This window comes from Paenibacillus sp. AK121 (genome assembly GCF_019042715.1).
Classification (GTDB): Bacteria; Bacillota; Bacilli; order Paenibacillales; family Paenibacillaceae; genus Paenibacillus; species Paenibacillus polymyxa_C.
The window spans coordinates 79,114-98,568 of the sequence record NZ_JAHPJM010000009.1; the positions used below are offsets into that span (position 1 = coordinate 79,114).

The 19,455-nt window shown below is 44.3% G+C and carries 20 protein-coding genes and 2 pseudogenes; 9 read left to right on the forward strand and 13 right to left on the reverse strand.

The annotated features are described in order from the left end of the window. Window positions 1-73: 73 nt before the first annotated feature. The 9 genes and pseudogenes from KSP24_RS16770 to KSP24_RS25335 all read left to right on the forward strand — a co-directional run. Complete coding sequence (locus KSP24_RS16770; protein WP_216975890.1) at window positions 74-826, forward strand: carboxymuconolactone decarboxylase family protein; 753 nt, start codon at window positions 74-76, stop codon at window positions 824-826. 80 nt (window positions 827-906) lie between these two features. Further along, window positions 907-1,653, forward strand: coding sequence for an SDR family oxidoreductase (locus KSP24_RS16775; RefSeq protein ID WP_064964079.1), 747 nt, complete (start codon window positions 907-909; stop codon window positions 1,651-1,653). Between the two features lie 31 nt (window positions 1,654-1,684). Further along, entirely contained in the window at window positions 1,685-2,080 is a 396-nt protein-coding gene (locus KSP24_RS16780; RefSeq protein ID WP_016820891.1) for a cupin domain-containing protein, read from the forward strand. 150 nt (window positions 2,081-2,230) lie between these two features. Next, a complete protein-coding gene (locus KSP24_RS16785) occupies window positions 2,231-3,091 on the forward strand; it encodes a DUF3737 family protein (protein ID WP_064964080.1) in 861 nt (286 codons plus the stop codon). After that, window positions 3,072-3,341, forward strand: coding sequence for a beta C-S lyase family protein (locus KSP24_RS16790; protein WP_216975892.1), 270 nt, complete (start codon window positions 3,072-3,074; stop codon window positions 3,339-3,341). Before KSP24_RS16785 ends, KSP24_RS16790 begins: the two co-directional genes overlap by 20 nt. Before the next feature lie 9 nt (window positions 3,342-3,350). After that, on the forward strand, window positions 3,351-4,253 hold the full coding sequence (locus KSP24_RS16795) for a MalY/PatB family protein (RefSeq protein ID WP_367949348.1): 903 nt from the start codon (window positions 3,351-3,353) through the stop codon (window positions 4,251-4,253). A gap of 321 nt (window positions 4,254-4,574) precedes the next feature. Further along, entirely contained in the window at window positions 4,575-5,210 is a 636-nt protein-coding gene (gene bluB, locus KSP24_RS16800; protein WP_064964082.1) for a 5,6-dimethylbenzimidazole synthase, read from the forward strand. 223 nt (window positions 5,211-5,433) lie between these two features. Next, on the forward strand, window positions 5,434-5,628 hold the full coding sequence (locus KSP24_RS25330; protein WP_254207869.1) for a hypothetical protein: 195 nt from the start codon (window positions 5,434-5,436) through the stop codon (window positions 5,626-5,628). Next, a pseudogene (locus KSP24_RS25335) lies at window positions 5,604-5,834 on the forward strand (tyrosine-type recombinase/integrase); the annotation flags it as partial. The gene KSP24_RS25330 and the pseudogene KSP24_RS25335, both read left to right, overlap by 25 nt. A gap of 304 nt (window positions 5,835-6,138) precedes the next feature. Here the strand turns inward: KSP24_RS25335 and KSP24_RS16810 are convergent. The 13 genes and pseudogenes from KSP24_RS16810 to ppsA all read right to left on the reverse strand — a co-directional run bounded on the left by KSP24_RS16810 (window position 6,139) and on the right by ppsA (window position 19,150). Further along, window positions 6,139-6,546 carry a LysR substrate-binding domain-containing protein gene (locus tag KSP24_RS16810; protein WP_367949349.1) on the reverse strand — a complete coding sequence of 136 codons (408 nt, stop codon included), beginning with the start codon at window positions 6,544-6,546 and terminating at the stop codon, window positions 6,139-6,141. Beyond that, entirely contained in the window at window positions 6,522-6,752 is a 231-nt protein-coding gene (locus tag KSP24_RS16815) for a phospholipase D family protein (protein ID WP_216975893.1), read from the reverse strand. Before KSP24_RS16815 ends, KSP24_RS16810 begins: the two co-directional genes overlap by 25 nt. A 392-nt stretch (window positions 6,753-7,144) precedes the next feature. After that, window positions 7,145-8,011: a class A beta-lactamase gene (gene bla, locus KSP24_RS16820; RefSeq protein WP_483311490.1), complete on the reverse strand. Its 867-nt coding sequence runs from the start codon at window positions 8,009-8,011 to the stop codon at window positions 7,145-7,147. 387 nt (window positions 8,012-8,398) lie between these two features. Beyond that, a pseudogene (locus KSP24_RS25340) lies at window positions 8,399-8,563 on the reverse strand (serine hydrolase domain-containing protein); the annotation flags it as partial. 541 nt (window positions 8,564-9,104) lie between these two features. Then, window positions 9,105-10,328 (reverse strand): MFS transporter, encoded by a 1,224-nt coding sequence (locus KSP24_RS16825; RefSeq protein WP_254207857.1) that lies wholly within the window; start codon window positions 10,326-10,328, stop codon window positions 9,105-9,107. Then, complete coding sequence (locus KSP24_RS16830) at window positions 10,328-11,461, reverse strand: MGDG synthase family glycosyltransferase (RefSeq protein ID WP_058712613.1); 1,134 nt, start codon at window positions 11,459-11,461, stop codon at window positions 10,328-10,330. The genes KSP24_RS16825 and KSP24_RS16830 overlap by 1 nt, the downstream gene beginning before the upstream one ends. 21 nt (window positions 11,462-11,482) lie before the next feature. Next, a complete protein-coding gene (locus tag KSP24_RS16835) occupies window positions 11,483-12,184 on the reverse strand; it encodes a polysaccharide deacetylase family protein (RefSeq protein WP_013371300.1) in 702 nt (233 codons plus the stop codon). Window positions 12,185-12,214: 30 nt separating this feature from the next. Next, window positions 12,215-13,381, reverse strand: coding sequence for an MGDG synthase family glycosyltransferase (locus KSP24_RS16840; RefSeq protein ID WP_025675936.1), 1,167 nt, complete (start codon window positions 13,379-13,381; stop codon window positions 12,215-12,217). Window positions 13,382-13,405: 24 nt separating this feature from the next. Continuing rightward, window positions 13,406-13,927: a phosphatase PAP2 family protein gene (locus KSP24_RS16845; protein WP_014599784.1), complete on the reverse strand. Its 522-nt coding sequence runs from the start codon at window positions 13,925-13,927 to the stop codon at window positions 13,406-13,408. Then, entirely contained in the window at window positions 13,905-14,633 is a 729-nt protein-coding gene (locus KSP24_RS16850) for a YqaA family protein (protein ID WP_013371303.1), read from the reverse strand. The genes KSP24_RS16845 and KSP24_RS16850 overlap by 23 nt, the downstream gene beginning before the upstream one ends. A gap of 51 nt (window positions 14,634-14,684) precedes the next feature. Next, the gene (locus tag KSP24_RS16855) at window positions 14,685-15,314 is read right to left on the reverse strand and encodes a YkoP family protein (RefSeq protein ID WP_025675939.1); all 630 of its coding nucleotides are present in this window, start codon (window positions 15,312-15,314) and stop codon (window positions 14,685-14,687) included. Between the two features lie 819 nt (window positions 15,315-16,133). Beyond that, entirely contained in the window at window positions 16,134-16,367 is a 234-nt protein-coding gene (locus KSP24_RS16860) for a hypothetical protein (protein ID WP_025675940.1), read from the reverse strand. Window positions 16,368-16,531: 164 nt separating this feature from the next. Further along, window positions 16,532-19,150: a phosphoenolpyruvate synthase gene (gene ppsA / locus KSP24_RS16865; protein ID WP_216975899.1), complete on the reverse strand. Its 2,619-nt coding sequence runs from the start codon at window positions 19,148-19,150 to the stop codon at window positions 16,532-16,534. Window positions 19,151-19,455 lie beyond the last annotated feature (305 nt).

A 19,455-nucleotide genomic window follows, 5' to 3' on the forward strand; every position in this document is an offset into this window, starting at 1 on the left:
ACCGCGTCGCAATTATCGTCATTCTTTCAGTGGGTCTTATTCATCCACAAAAAAACAAGCAGGAGGCACAGTTATGAATCGAATTGAAAAGAGTGAAGAAACGTTTAAACAGCTATTTGGTAATGGAATGCCGGGAGCATACGCTACTGATCCTGATTTTCAGGACATCCTGAGCCGTTTTATTTTTGGGGAAGTTTTTTATCAAGGGAAGTTGGACGATAAACAACGTGAGCTTATCACTCTGGTGGTGCTTGTAACGAATCAAACGTTACCTCAGCTCAAGGCGCATGCTCATGCTGCACTGAACGTTGGACTAACTCCGGTAGAAATTAAAGAGGCCATTTACCAATGTGCTCCTTATTTAGGATTCCCTAAAACGCTAAATGCCATCGCGGAGATTAATGAGGTTTTCCAATCCAGAAATATCGAGTTACCTCTCGAAAGTCAAAAGCAGGTTGAAGAAGAGAATCGGTTAGACAAAGGCCTTGCAGTGCAGGTAGAAATCTTTGGCGATATCATTGAAAAGAACAGGGGGAATGTTCCATACAATCAAAAGCATATACAGGACTATCTTTCTGCTTTCTGTTTTGGTGACTTCTATACTCGTGAAGGCCTTGATCTGAAGATACGGGAGTTGCTGACCCTCTGTATCGTGAGTAGTCTCGGCGGTTGTGAAAGTCAAGTCAAGGCACATGTGCAAGGCAACCTGAATGTAGGCAATGACAAGGATATGATGATCACGGCCATCACTCATTGCCTTCCTTATATGGGTTTTCCGAGAACATTAAATGCTTTGAGTTGTGTGAATGAAATCATTCCAGAATAGAAAGAGAAATTAAGCGAAAAAATAGATTATTTTTTATAGATGAAAGTGTACCTAAAATTAAGAAAGGGTGTTTAACTAAAATGTCAAATATTCAAGAAAAAGTAGTTATTATTACAGGAGCGTCCAGCGGTATTGGAGAAGCAGCTGCAAAAGAACTGGCATCCAAAGGAGCAAAATTGGTTCTTGCCGCTCGCCGCGAAGACCGGTTAAAGAAATTACAAGATGAAATTGAACAAAGCGGCGGACAAGCTATATATAAAGTGACGGATGTAAGTTCGCACCAACAAATGGAGGATCTTGCTGCATATGCGCTTAACGAGTTTGGAAAAATTGATGTTTTAGTCAATAATGCTGGAATCATGCCGCAGGCTTTTCTTGCTTTGAAAAAGGTTGATGAATGGGACCGAATGATCGATGTCAATATCAAAGGGGTTTTGTACGCAATCGGAGCAGTCCTTCCATCTATGAGAGAACGGAAATCAGGTCATATTATTAACCTTTCATCCGTGGCTGGACACAACATCTACCCGGGCGGGACAGTTTATTGTGGTACCAAACATGCCGTAAGAGCAATCTCTGAAGGCTTGCGCCAAGAAGAAGCGATGAGTGGTACAAATATTCGTGTGACCAATATTTCGCCGGGGGCTGTGACCAGCGAACTGCTGGAGACGACAACCGATCCGGCAATGAAAGCGGGCTTGGATGATTTTTACAAGATAGCAATTGATGCAGACAGCATCGCACGTGCCATTGCCTTTGCCATCGAGCAACCATCGGATGTGGGCATTAATGAGATGATCATTCGACCAACAGCTCAAGTTGGATAACGTTAAAAATATAAGAAAGTAGAGATGAAAAATGAAGAACGAGCACTTAAGCCATAGCACACTCTTCCCATTGGGTCAAAAAGTCGAAAAAAACTTTATCGGAGACGCGTACTTACAAATGGTGTTTACCGATCCAGCACCACTCAATACAGCAATCGGGAATGTAACCTTTGCTCCCGGTGCCCGCAATAACTGGCATTCTCATCATACTGGACAAGTGTTGTTAGTTACCGGCGGTGAGGGGTGGTATCAAGAAGAAGGAAAGCCAGCTCAATCACTCAAAACAGGCGATGTGGTAAACATTCCAGCGAACGTTAAACATTGGCATGGGGCTACGAAGGAAAGCTGGTTTGTTCACTTAGCTCTTACACCAGGACAAACAGATTGGTTAGAACCTGTACTGGATGAAGAATATATTAAGTTATAATAAATGAATTAACACATATAAATGACAGCCGTCAATGCTGCCGTTTATATAGAAGCTTCTAATAAATCTGAAACCCTCTGTTGCTATTCTACGAATTATGGGGTCAGGGAATATTCGAAAAACTAGTACTGAGCGATTGGAGACAGTATTATGCAAACGATCGATCAACAAATGCTTACCGGAGAACGAGCACTTTTCAAGAGAGAGAACCTCATGGTCACTAATTCCATTTTTGCAGATGGCGAGTCCCCCCTGAAGGAAAGCAACGATATTACTATCAATAATAGCATTTTTAAATGGAAGTATCCCTTATGGTATTGCAATAATATTCGTCTTAATCGTAGCACTTTCCTGGAAATGGCCCGATCGGGAATATGGTATACACATCAAATTGTCATCAGTGACAGCGTAATAGAGGCACCAAAGACATTTCGGCGTTCGAGCGGAATCCGACTGACGCATGTCGATCTATCCAACGCGCAAGAAACCTTATGGAATTGCGAAGATATTCATTTGCATCATGTGACCGCAAAAGGTGATTACTTTGGAATGAATAGCGCAAATATCACTATCGACGATTTCAGATTAGCGGGGAACTACGCATTCGACGGAGCTAAGGATATGGAGATTCGCAATGCGAAGATTATTTCAAAGGACGCCTTCTGGAATTGCGAGAATGTCACCGTCTATGATTCATTGATCATCGGAGAATATCTAGGCTGGAATTCGAAAAACATCACCTTTATCAATTGCACTATTGAAAGCAATCAGGGAATGTGCTACATGGACCGTCTCGTAATCGCGAACGGAACGATTCTGAATACCGACTTGGCATTCGAATATTCAACCATTGATGTGGAAACCAAGACCTCAATTGATAGCGTGAAAAATCCAATCTCCGGGAAAATCAAAGCAAAGGATATCGGCGAAATCATCATCAATGATGAAGAAATCAACGCTGCCTACACCCGATATGAGCTGGATAAAGCAGGTGATCGATTTGTCCTTTAATTTTGATAAAATGACGAACCGTTTGGTCACTAACTCTTATAAATGGGATGTTGGACCAGAAGAGTTGCCGATGTGGGTGGCGGATATGGACTTTGAGACTTCGCCTGCTGTAGTCGATGCTCTGCAAAAGAGATTAGACCATCGTATTTATGGATATACCTCGATACCAGATACTTATTATGATGCAGTTGCCCATTGGTGGGAAAAGAGACATCAATATCAGATCCAAAAAGAATGGATTATGTTTTGAACGGGGGTAGTGCCGGCGATATCATCTATCGTACGCAAAATGACCAAAGCCGGCGACAAAGTGCTAGTGCTTGCGCCTGTCTATAACATCTTCTACAACTCCATAAAGAACAATCAACGAGAAGTTCTCGTAAGCGAGTTGTTTTACAAAGACAATGGATATTCGATCGAATTTGACGATGTGGAGAAAAAGCTAGCCGATTCTGACACAACGCTTATGATTTTCTGCAATCCGCACAACCCCATAGGCAAAGTGTGGGACAAACAAGTTCTTAAGAAACTCGGCACACTCTGCGTCAAGCATCAGGTCCTTATCCTTTCCGATGAAATTCACTGTGATTTAACACACCCGGGCCACCAATACATTCCATTCTCTTCCGTGTCGGAAGAGATCGCCCAAAATTGCATCACCTGTGTGGCGCCGACGAAAACTTTCAATCTTGCGGGAATTCAAACTTCGAGTATTATCGTGCCGAATTCGAAGATTCGTAAACTTGTACACCGTGGCATTAACACCGATGAAGTGGCCGAACCTAACTTTTTTGCGATTGAAGCAGCAATCTCTGCCTTTACGCAAGGCGAACCCTGGCTGCAAGCCTTATTGGAATATCTCATGGCGAACAAGCAATATCTCGAACATTATCTGGCTAGTGAACTGCCACAGCTCCGAATTATCCATTCGGAAGCGACTTATTTGGCTTGGATCGATTGCCGGAACATAACTCCTAATGTAAGTCAACTGTGTAAATTCATAAGGAAAGAAACGGGGCTGTATGTCTCGGAGGGCGCCATCTATGGCGGCAATGGACACGATTTCATTCGATTGAACTACGCTTGCCCTAAAAAACGACTAACTGATGGATTGCAGCGCTTGAAGATTGGGATTCAGGCATATCAAAGAGTGAACGATTGATATAATAATGGTTACCGGACACTCCTTCACGAAACGAATAGGGATCTTGGATAAAGTAGCACGATCACTTAATGAAGTTGGCATCGATTTTGTGGTGTTCACAAAAGTGGAGCTATTGTCCACGGCCGACTGTACATTGATCAGCCATCAAGGTCAGGAAGAAAAACGACTATTATTGATTTCATGCATAAATAATATTAGAGTTATATCATAAAAATACCAACTTCAATGTAAACTTGACCTCTGTCATAATAATCTGAGTACTGGTTCATTCTCAGTCTTATATAAGCTTAGGATTTTTGTTTTAAGGGAGGAATTAAATTGTTAAATGATTATGAAAGAGAAGGAATATTTAAAGCCATTTTTGAAAGGAGAGATATACGATCATTTAATGGAAAACCCATATCCAAAGATAAGTTAAACAACATATTAATGGCTGGTCATCATGCACCTTCCGTTGGTTTTATGCAACCTTGGGATTTTATTATAGTTGACTCTCAAGAAGTTAAAGAACGATTGGCGCATGCATGTCATAAAGAAATACAGGCCTTGTCCATACACTATGAAGATGAAAAAAAGAAAAGATTTCTCTCGTTAAAATTAGAGGGTATAAGGGAAGCACCTATAACGATCTGTATTACATGTGATCCAACTAGAGGTGGCGGACATGTAATTGGACGAAATTCTATTCCTGAAACAGATATTCTTTCCGTCGCCTGTTGTATCCAAAATATGTGGTTGGCGTCTTATGCAGAAGGAATAGCTATGGGATGGGTGAGTTTTTACAAGAAAACAGACGTACGGGAAATACTAAATATTCCACCACATATTGATCCTATTGCTTTGGTTTCATTAGGTTATACGGAATTTTATCCTACTAAACCAATCCTAGAGCAAGTAAATTGGGGGAGACGTCGAAATTTAAATAATCTAATACACTATAATGCTTGGGAATGATTGAAATATAAGTGAATTTTTCTTTTTGGATATGATGCTCACAGAAACGATTGATTCATAAGCATCATTAAGCAAGGAAAAATGAAAAAGATAAATTTATTCGAGGTTACAAGAAGATTGCCGAAGGGGCAATACTGAGTTAAAGTTATTATAATTACGTAAAATATAATTTTGACGAATATTTATAGCTGAAGTATAATAATTTGCGGAGGTTATACATAATATGGATAAACAAATGAAAATGCATTATATGAATCGAATAGATGAAAAACTGTCTGATCTTCCATGGTATGTTACGGAGTTTATTGATAGCAGGAAACGAAAACTTTCTCCCACGACACTTCTTAACTATTGCCATGATTACATTATATTTTTTGATTGGTTAGTTGCAGAACTCAAAGATCAATTGAAAAATTAATTGAAAAATATGCTACAGCCTTTGGTAAACCAACTTTAACTGTGCATTCTCTTAGGCATTCATTTGCAACGCGCTATCATCTAGAGAACAATGATGTACCTAGATTGAAAAACCAATTAGGACACTCCTCAATACAAACTACAATGATCTATACACATTTAACAGATGAGGAAATGAGGAAGGCAGTCAATAATATGGATAAGTGATGTAGAGCTCGTCAAGTAAGTGACACAAAGTTGCCAACCTGACTGGGTGTGTGACACAAAGTTACCTACTTAGCTTGATAAATAAAAAAAACACCTCATTCGTTTGGAGAAAAAGAACTAAGACACTCAAAAGTATGATTTAACTACTAAAGTAGGGAACTTTGTGTCATTTTAGTAGGGAACTTTGTGTCAATGTACAAAAGAACGATTAATTTAAATAATTACGAGGTTTCTCTTATACATATTCACAAAACCCGTATTTTGTACATATGTATTACATGAGCTGCTGAGATAAAACTTCTTCTCAACGATTGTACATCTGTCCAGTGACACAAAGCTTACCTCTTTTTTGACACAAAGTTTGCCCCTTTTGAATTAATGACACAAATTGGGCATGTACAAGTCCCACTTCCAACCTGCAATATGGCTCTGGCAAAGATATCACTGAAACCTCTCCTCTTAATTCGGCTTGAACAACCGAAGATCGCGGGAGTAAAGATACCCCTATTCCGGCAGATACACCACTTAGGATCGTGTTCAGTGTACCAAATTCCATTACATTGAGCGTATGGACACCACGGCTATGTAGAAAAGCTTCAGCTTGAATTCTGTGTGTACACCCGATCTCAAAGAACAACATCGGTTTACCTAATACTTCGGGCATCTGATGCAAGCCGGGTTCCGCAATCAGAACCAGTTCTTCATCAAACACCTTGATTCAAGGATTCCATTGAAGTAATCGGAGCATTCATTAGCAAAAACCGGTTCATTCTCTATTAACATACCAAATTCATAGTTCTTATAGAAACCATTAAACGTAAAGTTAGCAGATCTGGTAATAACCGAAGTCCCATCGAATATATATAGCTTTGAGTGTAGGTCCTGCAGCGCATATATGTTGGCACCAGCACTTAACAATCTATTTAAGCCATCAACCGCACTTCAGAGACCGGGCACGCTCCTTCAATAACAAGGGGCTGGTTAACGAATATCGCAAACCCAAGCTTGCCTATCGTGTGGTGAAGGGTATTTACACCGACCACAGTGATCCGTATGACTGGGGTTCTACACTGAAATGAGTTTGTAGAGATTCTATAAGCTTTTTTTGAACTCGCACTAATTAGGGGGTACTTTTGGAACACGTACTTATATGGTCATAGGGGAATACTCTAATCCAGAGGAATTCTTACGATTCCCTGTTTGGCAAACAGGTCGAGAACAGGAGCATGTTTCCCCTTGTCTCGACCTTTTGTGCTTGCTTTAGCTTGCTTTAAATAGCCCTATCGACTTACCCAGCAGCTCTGCTACGCTTACTCCAGAGCCTTAAAGGCCGCCTTGGCTGCCTCAGCGATTAGGGCATTGTTATACTCTGCATCTTTGGTATCACGGCTGGACATTACGGCAATAATGATCGGCTCCCTGTCCGGAGGCCATACGATGGCAACATCGTTGCGTGTGCCATAGCTTCCTGCGCCTGTCTTGTCACCAACTACCCAGCCCTCTGGCACAGCCGCCCGAATTAGTTCGTCACCGGTAGTATTTTCCTTTAACCAGCCGATAAGCAGTTCTTGTTTGTCATTAGGCATGGAATCGTCAATCGTCAGCACTTTTAAGCTGTTGGCAAGGGCGTTGGGTGTACTCGTATCACGGTGGTCCCCAGGAATCGCTTCGTTCAACTCTGTCTCATAACGGTTGGCCATAACCACAGTGTCACCGTTGTCTCTCATTGCTTTTTCGAACCCTTCGGGCCCGCCGAGCGCCTTTAGCAGCAAATTTCCTGCCGTATTGTCGCTATAACGAATCGCCGCATCACTGATTTCCTTGAGATTCATCCCGGTATCCACATGCTGTTCCGTAATCGGTGAATACGTGACCAGATCATCCTTGGCAAACTTAATGACTTTGCCCAGTTCATCGTTAGACTTCTGCTGCAGGACCGCGCCTGCTGCCAGTGCCTTGTAAGTGGATGCATAGGCAAAACGTTCATCGGCCCGATAGGCAACCTCTTTCCCTGTTCCCGTATCAATAACATATACGCCCAGCCGCGCGTCAAACTTGACTTCAAGCTGTTTAAAAACCACATTCGCTGCGTTTGAGTTTGGTGGCTCCTTTTCAGTCGGCGGAGTTGAAGCCCCCTGTTTTGTACAGCCAACGAGCAGCACAAGAAAGAGTGTCATCGCAAATAAAGCTATTCTATTTGTATTTAATACGTATTTTTTCAAGATTTTACCCTTCTTTCCCTAAAAATATATCGTCTGTTTGAACCCCTGCCAGCAGGTTATACCCGATGTCCTCCTCTCTTCTCATTTCCACATGTATTACAAATGTAATATTTCAGTTATTATATTTGTGGTTTTTAAAAGTCAAGTTACAGAATTTTGATAGTAGAGCTCACCGACCGAATATAAAATACGCCGTCGTTATGTCCCTAGTACATCTTATCTATTTTGAAATCGTTTTCTTCTGAATGCGGACATACGTGCCTCGATTGCATAAAACGACGGTTAATTATAGCAGAAACCGACATTCGTCCTCAAATAAAGGGCGCGATGTCGGCTTTAAACTTAACGGCCAAACTCCTTATCGATTATTTTATTGTGAGCCGGCTCCACTTCCGGGGCTACCGAGTTGATGCACCTTACCAAAATACGCTGCCCGCCTAAAGATCCGAAGGCTCTTGACTCAAATCCGAAAGTACCGCCGGCATGTCCCCAGAATGATTGCCCGTCAGAAGCGCTACTCCTTTTCGAATGGTGAATGATTTCATAACGCAATCGCTCCTATTATTTTAGAATGTTGTTCTGCTTTCCCCCCTCACCTTACCTCCGATATTGTTAAATCGAAGAGTGATAAAACCGTCAAACTTTTGATGACATCGTACTTGGGCCTGTCACATATACCGCATGACAAACTGTCAACTGTCTTATATGACGTGCTTGTTAAGATAAGGATCTCTAGTACAAAAGGTGTTAGGACAACAACCTTTACCCATAGGCAAAGAAACATGCCCAGAATGAGTTGTTGTTCTAACTATATTATTTGATAGAGCTCATACAATTTAGTTAGTAAGGATAAACTAGTGTACTTTCTTTTTTGATTGCAATCGTAGGAGTCCTGCTTGAGAAAAGCCAGCAGCCCATGAAGCACATCTTTAGAGGCTAAGAAACCGATATAGGTCAAGGTGTTGTTGCTCGGCGGAATGGGGAGCGCGATGAAGTTAGCTGCAAGCCGATGAGCAAGACCAGGTATCCATATTCGTGAAACAATTGTTCAACTAACCCGATCAAGTCCATGAGCATTCTCCCTCTTGTGCTGCAATGTCCCGCGAGCCGAAACAAGCTTGTTTTGCGGCAAAATTAAATAAAAAAGTGCAAGAACAGCCAGTAAAGCAGCGCTGATGCTAATGGCAGTTTCATTCGTATACTGGCTGGCTATCCATCCCCCGATGACCGGACCAATCATAATACCGAGCCCTTCAATCCCTGAGAGTACTCCCCACCCGGTCCCCTTCTGATCCTCCGGAACAAGGTACGACAGCACCGCATTCCAGGCCGGAAGCACGGCTGAGTAAGACAATCCCAGCATAAAGGCAAACAGCATCGTTAATGCAGGCGGCGGCATGGATACGATTAACAGAGCCAATATGACCGTAAGCGATACGAAACCGGCGAACAGCATTTGCTTGTGCCCCCATCGATCGGCCAGCTTCCCCATCGGGACCAGAAACAGCATCGCACCGGCCCCGCCGAATATAAGCATTATCGAATATTGCGGCTGGCTCAGACCGAGATGGTCAGCGGCAAAACCGGGCAGTATCGGCAGCAGCAGTCCCGCGGCGGTCATCTGCAGAACCATGCCTGGCAGTAGCCATTTCAGCTGAACGAGTCTTCTTCGCAGTCTTGTCGCTTGTTCGGCAAAGCTGACGTTCTGGAGGTGCAAGGGGGTTGTTCTGTTAATCCCGAACGATGCAATGCAGCCGACGGCGAGCAGCGCAGCCATCAGCCGGAAGGCAGGTACGAAGCCATAATCGAAGGTGAGATTGATTGTGATCGGCCCCAGACCGATGCAGGCCAGCCACACGGTGTATATCGCCCCAATCTGGGCTGCCCGCTCCGTCAGCCGGATTTTCTCCAGACAAATGAGCCATATAGGCGACGCCCCCATCCCAAGCATCACGGAACCGGCAACGAGCCCCCAGGCATATGGACTAACGAACACAGCGGCTAGTCCGGACAGCATCAGGACGAAAGTGGCGGGCAGCAGCCAGCGCAGCGAAAACCTGTCCAGCAAATATCCAGCCACACATTTAATCAGCGTATCGGCTGTATAATGAAGCGAGACGGCAAGACCGACCAAAGCAACGGTTTGCCCCGATTCGTTGACGGCAAAGTTCGGCAGGAACGAGAACAAGAAAGCGCTTCGGACAAACTCTGTGCAAAAAAGCACTGTGAACAGCATCAGAGTAGAAAGCTTGAACGCGCTCCTCCCGCTCATCATATTCCACCCCTTCTTAAGGGGCTTGCCTCAGGAAACAAATGCCGAACAATATGGTCCGCAGACGTTTTCTGCCTTGCTGCGAGCAGCCCGTTCATCATTGACTGCTTGATCGGCTCAGAGGAGATCATCGCTCGTATCTGCAACACCAGATCATGAATCGTAAAGGCCACGGCTGCCGCTCCTTTGCGCTGCAAATACAAGGCATTTTCCTTCTCCTGCCCCAGAAACGGATTTAGGATGAAAATCGGAACCCCGGCCTGAATCGCCTCGGATAGTGTAACGCCTCCCGCTTTCGTGATGACGCAGCAGGCACTGCTCATCAAAACATGCAATTGATAGGTGAAGCCGAATATATCCACTCTTGCATCATCCACCCAGCTCTCCGCAAGTCTCCGTCTCCATCTTTTCTGCCGGCCACAAATCACTTGAATGCGGACGCCTGACAAGAGTAGCAGCTTCCCGATGAGCCTCGATAGCGATTGTAATGTGCCGCAGACGTTGGCCATAAGCAGAATCACATGCTCATCTGCCTCTTTAACGGAGCTGGAACCGATCATTGCCGCATCATAAAATGACTCCCTGACCGGAATTCCGGTCACGGTAATACGACTCTCGGGGACGCCCTGCCTGACCATGGCCTCCTTGACGTCGCTGGCAGGGACAAAATAGTGATCCGGCTTGGCGAACAGCCATCTTCGGTGAACGTCAAAGTCTGTTATGACAACAGCAGTCCGGGGACGGATCGCAGATAATGCCTCGCTGCTTGGCAAGCTGCCGAATGGGAATGTATAAATGATGACCTCCGGCTGGTACTGGAGGATGATTTTCTTAAGCCTGTCGCCGCCAAGACTGTTCATCCAGGCCGCAATCTTTCCCTTCATGGGAAGCCGGTTGGTCAGATGGTAGATCCATCCGTAATAGGGAATGCCTAAACTGGCTGCATGCGAGCTTTGCCGGTATAGAAAGCGGATTATTTTGTTCAGCACAGGATAAGCTTCCCGGAACAAGTCGACAACCGCCACCTCGCTATAACCATTGCGAATTAAGCTTTGCTGCAACACCTTGGACACCTGATGATGACCTTCTCCGTAATCGGCCGTTAAAATTAAAATTTGTGGTTCCTGTCTCACTATTGTCACCTCATTCACTTGTCAAGCCATTTCATCCAGACGAACGAATTGCAAGTTGCGTCCCTGTAATTGATGTAGTACTTCCTCCAGAGCCTGAAGCATAAAATATGGCGCGTGACGGTCCGCTCCCGGCGTATCTCCGCTGTCATGCAGTAAAATAACAGATCCGTCCGTAATTCCGTTCAGCAGCGTTGCCTTCAGCTTCTTGCGGCAGCTCCTGCTGCGCCAATCCCCCGCCTTCAAGGACCAGAGTACGATGCGGTACGATTTGGGATGAAAGAAATCGAAAGCGTTCATGAGCCCCCATGGCGGACGATAGTGATTCGGCCTTTTTCCAATTATGGATTCAATAATATCTGCGGTCCGTTTCATATGATCACGCCGCACCGTCCAGGGAAGCATCAGCCAATTGGAGGTGTGAGCGTAATTGTGGATTCCAATCTGATGACCTTCACGATCCATTCTTCTGATTAGATCCGGGTGCAGTTCCGCCTGCGAGCCAAGCACGAAGAATGTGGCCTTCACTTGATAATCCTGCAATAAATCCAATAATTCCGGTGTATACCTCGGATGCGGCCCATCGTCGAATGTGAACGCTACCTGGTTCTTGGTCGTTCCCTTACGAAAGGCTCCCAATCTGACTATTCTTGGCAGAAAACTGGGAATTAGCATATACAGACTGATGAAGCCTATGAGCCCAATCAACAAATATTTAACAAGCAACGTCTTTATCCCCCTTAGTGAAAAATAAGTTTAAGCATATTGCTGCAAGGAGCAAACCCATTTTTCTTCCTGGGTATCGCTCTGCATGTTCAGAATTTGCAAGACCGCATGTCTGGCGGAATCCTGCTGTCTGCACAGCCCTGCATTCTCCCTCATTTCTTCCATTAGGGAAGGCTGTTGAACCAGCCGCTGAAGCTGATCCTGCAAACTGTCAATCTGACATAGATACGCTACTCCCGCTTGAATCAAATAACTGGCATTATCCTTTTCCTGCCCCATTTGTGGCTCCAACAGCAGCATGGGAAGCTGAAGCGCCAGCGCTTCGGAGGTCGTCAGTCCGCCCGGCTTGGTAATCAATACGTCTGCGGACGCCATCCATTCATGGATTCCCTCCAGGAAGCCTGTCAGCATGACGTTATCCCTGTCTCCCAACGCTTCATGCAGACGGTTCAGCAGCTTCACATTGCGTCCGCATACGATCACAAATTGCACGTTAGGGGGAAAAGAGTCAGATTGCATTTGCTCTATGAAGGATTTATCGATAATCCCGCAACCGCCCCCCATCACCAGCACGACAAAGGCGTCAAGAGGCAAGGCCAGCTTCTCGCGCAGCCGGTCTTTATTGTCGGTCTGACTGTAGGATGGGCGAACAGGGATGCCCGTTACAGCAATTTTGTGGTCAGCAACGCCTTTTCTCTGCAGAGCTGCACGCACACCTTCGGAGCCGACCAGATAAAGATCCGTAAACGGATGTATCCAATAACTGTGATCGGAATGGTCAGTAATGACTGTTGCCGCAGGCAGATCCGTCATCCCTTTTTCCTTAAGCAAGGAAATGGCGGCTGATGCCAGCGGGAACGTACTGACAATCAACGTCGGCTGTTCCTCATTCAGAAGTTTGAGCAGCCGCTGTAGGCTGGTTGTGAGAAAATGCTTCAGGAAGAAAGTAAGTGTACTGTCCGTCCGGGTCTTCTGATACATATATCCGTATGAGGAGGGAAAATGCTTCACCCATTGCAGGAAGCAATACCGTTCAACCACATGCATGCGGGGATGGATCCATTGCATAAAGTCGACCACCTCTACTCCCTGTTTGTACAACACCGATGCCTCCAAAATCGCCTTGGCCGCCTGCATATGTCCATCCCCGAGCGCGCCGGACAAAATCAGAAGCTTTTCCCGTTTTATGTTATTCATCAACAATCGCCTCCTTCGTGAAATTTAACTATGTATGAACAAAATAACCAGCACCGCCGTTAGGAATCCGACCATCCCACCAGCCACACAATCGATTGGATAGTGATAGCCCCAATAAACCCGGGATATGGCCACCAACAAGGCCAGACCAATCAAGACAAGCATAATTGCCGGCGATGAGGCCAACATAAAAGGTGTAACCAAGGCGAAAATAGCGGTTGTATGGCCGGATGGGAAGGAATAATCTTTCAACGGGAATTTGCCTACCTTTACCTGCTCCAGCTTGCGGAAAGGCCGGTCTCTGCGCACCTTTCTCTTGATCAGAACAGCAACGATATGGCTAACGGCCAGTGCGATCAAGCTTTGCAGCCCGATTCTGCTGAACTCCCCCTCGGCGAACCATGCCAAGGACACTGCGCAAATGATGGTAAATAAAGCTCCGCCCAAATGGGTAATCCATCCGAACAATCGGTCCAAGACCCGACTACTCAGCCGATGGTTGCACCAGAAGAACATCGTTTGATCAATTCGCCTTATCCACTGCATCCTTCTTTCCGCCTCCATTCCCTTTTTTTTTCATAGATTGATGTTCACCCCTTATCTTCCTCCGCTCAGACAGCTTCCGTATTAAGAACCATATTGCCGCAATCGCTATACCAACGCCCACCAGCATAATCGTGAGAACTTGGTTCACCATATTCTCTGCCGCGCGGCCATATATATAGAAGAGAAAACCGACTACATAAAACTTCACCGCCCGGCCAATGGCCGCATAGCTGAGCAGCTTCCATAACGTATAATTCATGCATCCGGATAAAATAGTAAATATTTTAAACGGGATCGGAGTGAACGATCCGATCAGGATTGCGGCCTCGCCATGGCGGGCAAATAAGTCGCTTGCCGAATCCAGCCATTTTTTCTTCATTACACTGCCTAAAACATGCTTTCCCGACAGCTTGCCGATCCCATAACCGATCGGTGTCCCAAGCAGGCTTCCGGCAAAGCCTACCGTAGCGAGCCATAAAGCCGACTCCGGTTGCATCGCGCTTAAAGAAAGCTGCAGGAAGAACGCCGGGATAGGGAAGATAATCGCATCGAGCATAGCGTGAATAAAAAGTCCCGTCGCTCCGAAGTTCTGTAAAAATTCCATAATTTCATCCATGAATGCCTTCCCGCCTTTGTTACAGAGCATGATGAAAAATAGGTTACCTTTGGGTGGTATGGGTTTCCAGTCGCTGTGTTTCAACTCCATACCGCCCTCCAGGAACTTACCCACCACGCTCCTAGTTTCTTTTGTTTTTAATTAATTGGATCTTGATTTGGGTAGACATAACTCCTTTGAAACGGACTGTCTCTTCATCGTCATAAATCGGTTCCTCAGCGAGCTGCGGGAGTGAATCAGCATCATCGGTATCAATTGTTCGGTCTTGCGGCCAATCCGTTTCTTGCCTTCAGGGTGCATGACGGATAACAACAATCGTAGATAAGCCGTTGTAATGCATTGGAACAGATCGGATTTCATCGGTTGTTGTTCGAAACCAAGACCATGTATCAAACCACGATGAAGCAGCGTAATGGCGACTAACGCCTTCACCTCTCTGAACTCCGGCTGACTTGCGAATGCCTCGCTGATCTGCTGCATGGATTTCCGTGTAAGCCGGGCCGTCATGAGCGCCGCGCGGTCTGAGTCTTCGGATTTGATCAGCATCAGAATCTTTTCATTATTGAGATGGAGTTCCCCGACCAGATCGCCTCTATCGATGATGGTGGAGTCCGCACAGACGATGCTCTCCCCTCGGTGTTTCTTAATCATGACTTTGCAAATTCCAAAGTGCGATGTATGCGATCCGCGAAAGCGTGAAATCCAATCGAACCCTCTTTCCCACACCATCCAGACTGCCTGCATTGAAGATTTGCGTAAACGAAGCAACATTGATCCAACCATCCCTCATTTTTATTTTAATCGGCAAATTCCATTGAAATTGTCAAACTGAAATAATATTTCTATGTGAATTCCTTATCTCTGTTAACTTTATGATAGAGGATTTAACCAAGAGAGCATACGGGCTGAAGTACTGGCAGGGCCGGATACATCCGGTTGCCTACTGTATATGATTAAGTATGAAAAACAAATCTTAATTAAACGTAAAGAGATTCTTAAAAAAAAGTTAATTTTTGTTTCGGGTTGGAGGTCCGTCACTCAATTTGATGCACATCGCTGCTCGCTCAAGTTTTCATATATAAGTGCGACCAAAGTAAGTATCAGAGTGGCAAATAGGTCGGAATGGTATTGAAAATCTGCCATATTTCACTCCTTTTCGAATGATGAATGATTTCATAACGCAATCGCTCCATTATTTTAGAATGTTGTTCTGCTTTACCCCCTCACCTTACCTCCGATATTGTTAAATCGAACAGTGATAAAACCGCCAAGCTTTGATGACATCGTACTTGGGCCTGTCACATATACCGCATGACAAACTGTCAACTATCTTATATGACTAGGTCTGAATCATTCGAAAATTGATTTGCAAAAAAATATAAGAAGGTGTGCGTAATTCGTGTTCTCGATAATGAAAAAAAGGTTCTGATTATAATAATGGAATTTATTCACTCACTTTCTAAGGAAATTCTGCCCGTTAAAAAAGGAGCCGATCACGTTGATCAGCTCCTTTTTTTATTAAGTTAGCGTTTGCCGTTAAAGTTTAATGGATCACATTTGTTGCCTTAATGGAACCTGGCACTTATTCCATTAATCTACCTTTACTTCATTATCATTCGGAATTAATTCATACAATGTACGAACATCACAACCGATGGAATCGGCGATCGATATGGCAATTTTGAGAGGCATCACTCTCTTGTTTTCAATAAAGTCGTAAACTCGTTCCGGTTTAAAAAGCAAGTCTTTTGCCAGCCATTCTGCTGACTTTCCAGATTCCATCAATCGTTCACTCAGTAAGCAACGTCCTAGTTCAAATTTCAAGAAGCGATGACCTCCCGCATAAGATAATATTTAACCTAAGCGTTGTCCATTGCCAGCATGAATATACTTCATAAAGGGAGCCATAACGATAAAGTTCCTCTTGCGTCGGCCCAATTTGTTGGGTGAGCTCCTTCCCGTCGCTATCGTTCCCCCTTATTTATCCATTACAAAAATTCGATATACCCTTCTGTTCCATGCACGCGAATTCGTTGCCCATCTTTTATCAGTTTGGTCGCATTCTCCACTCCGACAACGGCTGGCAAGCCATATTCACGTGCGATAACGGCTCCGTGGGTCATCAGTCCGCCCACCTCCGTAACCAACCCTTTTATGGATAAAAACAATGGAGTCCAGCTGGGATCAGTAAAGGCGGTGACTAGTATATCGCCATCTTCCAGATCAGCCCCTTCTATATTCAGGAGCACACGTGCCCGCCCCTCTACAACACCCGAAGAAACAGCGAGGCCTACAATAGCTTTAGCGGGGATATTTTCTCGTTTGTACTGACCCGTAATGATTTCGCCATCAGACGTGATAACACGTGGCGGAGTTAGTTTTTCATATAATCTATACTCGTCTTTGCGTTTGTCGATGACCTGGTAATCCAGTTTATTTGTGCGTATGGTTTCCTGCAATTCTTCAAAAGCGAGATAGTAAATATCTTCTTTTTCATGAAGAACGTTGGCTTGTACGAGTCGTTCCGCTTCCTTTAGTAAAGCCTGTTTATAAATGAAGTAGCGACTAACAATGTCGTATTTCGGATATTCACGATAACCGATGAAATTCCGGATCTGGTCGATCATTTGTTTTGTCTCTTCGGCTTTTTGTTCACCATCCGGTAATTGTTTCAATCGGGCTAATAAATCCTGTTCTTTTTTCATTGCCTCCTGTCGCCCTTGCTCAAATTTTCGTTTACTGGCGCCAGGCTCAAGGTTTTTGATGTTACTGAGGATCATAGGTACCAATATATTTGGTTTTTCACTCCAGCGTGTTCTTGTAATATCGATCTCCCCGGCACATCGCATTCCATATTTGTCGAGATAAGCAGTAATAACATCACGCACCTGCTGTCCACCTTCGAATTGAACCAGTTCTTCTAAAAAGTTATCATCCTTTACCTGTTGTAAATACTCAATTATTTTCGGGTAGGGACGAATCACATCTGCAACATCCAATAGCTCCATACCCATTTCAGAAGTGACGTTGTTAGGTACAGATAAGGAAAGTGTGTCTGCTACGTTTTTTTCACCTAACCATTCATCCATTTTTTCATTGATCCATGCTGAAGCATGGATGGCGGACATAATCACACTCAAGTTTTTCAGATCTGACGCACGCTGCCTCCGTTGCTGCATATCTTCCAGGATACAATCTAATACATCCAATCCTGATTTCGTTTGGGTGTTATGTTTTAACGCTGATAACGATGTCTCACTACTCTTAATCAAATCGGCAACAATTGCCGGGTCGTTTCCTGCTTCTGCCAGAATATCCGCAGACGACATACCCTTATGGCTTTTAACGGGTCCCGGTTCGCTTTTGTCAGATGGGTCCAATTTTATGAAATCTCCCCGCTCTATGATGGTAATAAGCGCGTCTTTTATGAGCGGATCGGAGTGTCCTAAAACATCCAATAAATTTTGCCTGCCATCTGGTGAAGCCAGACCCATCGTGATATCCACAAACAGCCTTCCACCACCAGTTTTAAACATGGGTGTGGCACCTGTTAACATCCAAACAGATATTCCCAGTGGTTTAATAGGATCAGTCATCATTTGCTGATGGCCGACAGATACATACACGTGATTCTCCTGGTCATTTGCTTCAGGTATGGGATATAAAGTGGTGATCGGCCGGCTCTGGACAATATAAAATATATCATCAGCCAAACACCATTCGATGTCTTGGGGGCAGCCGAAATGTTCTTCGATCTGTCTTCCAATGCGTGCCAGTTGTAAAATTTGTTGATCCGTAAGGGTTTGCGTTTTTTGCTGATCAGGATTGAGCTGCTTGGTCTCTGTTCCGCCTTCTTTTCGTCCATAAATAGCCATTTTTTTGGTTTCTATCCTCTTGCTGACTATTACCCCATTCTGTACTTGATAACAATCGGCAGATACCAAGCCGGAGACCAGCGCTTCTCCAAGTCCGAAACTTGCATCGATAGAGAGCAGCTTTCGGTTGCCATTGATGGGATCAGCGGTAAATAAAATCCCTGAAGCTTGTGGGAACACCATCCTTTGAACGATGACAGATAAATAAACTTGGCTGTGATCAAATCCATTCAGCATTCGGTAAATTACCGCGCGTTCCGTAAATAAAGAAGCCCAACATTTGCGGATATGCTCCAGGATGGATTCTTTGCCGATAATATTTAAATAGGTATCTTGTTGACCAGCAAAAGAAGCATGCGGCAAATCCTCAGCAGTCGCACTAGAACGTACGGCATAAGCATATTCATCACCAAACTGGGAGAGATAGTGAGCAACTGCTTTCACAACATCAGAAGGAATGGCTACTTCCATAATGGCCTGTCGAATCTTCTTGCTGATATCATCAATTTGTTCTCGATCTTCTACTTTAAGCGTAGCTAGCTGATCCAGAAAAGCATGAACTATTTCGTTTTGTTCGATGGCTTTTTGATATCCCAATGTTGTAACACAAAACCCTTCTGGCACTTGTATTCCTTCCATTTTGGTTAATGCCCCTAAGTGCAATCCTTTTCCACCAACCAGCAAAAGCTGAGTGTTATCCATTTCTTGAAAATCGAGAACCAGTGAATTCATTCAACATCTCTCCTAACCATTAATATAGAGAAAAAAGCGAACAATCATGATCATGCCTAGTCACCGCCGAAGTAAGTCGCCGCGTACTTCTTCTCAAAACCGCTTGATTATGTACGCAGCCTGATTGCACATTCCATCTTCCTTTCTATTTTCTGGGGGGGTAAAAAAAACATTGACAAATCAAAGTTCTAGATGTACTATAATAATAGGGATAATATTTTTTCGGTTGTTTATATGATTTGTCAATAACGCTATCGATTATATCATAGCTATTTTTTGTGTTCAATTATTTTATGTAAAAAGAG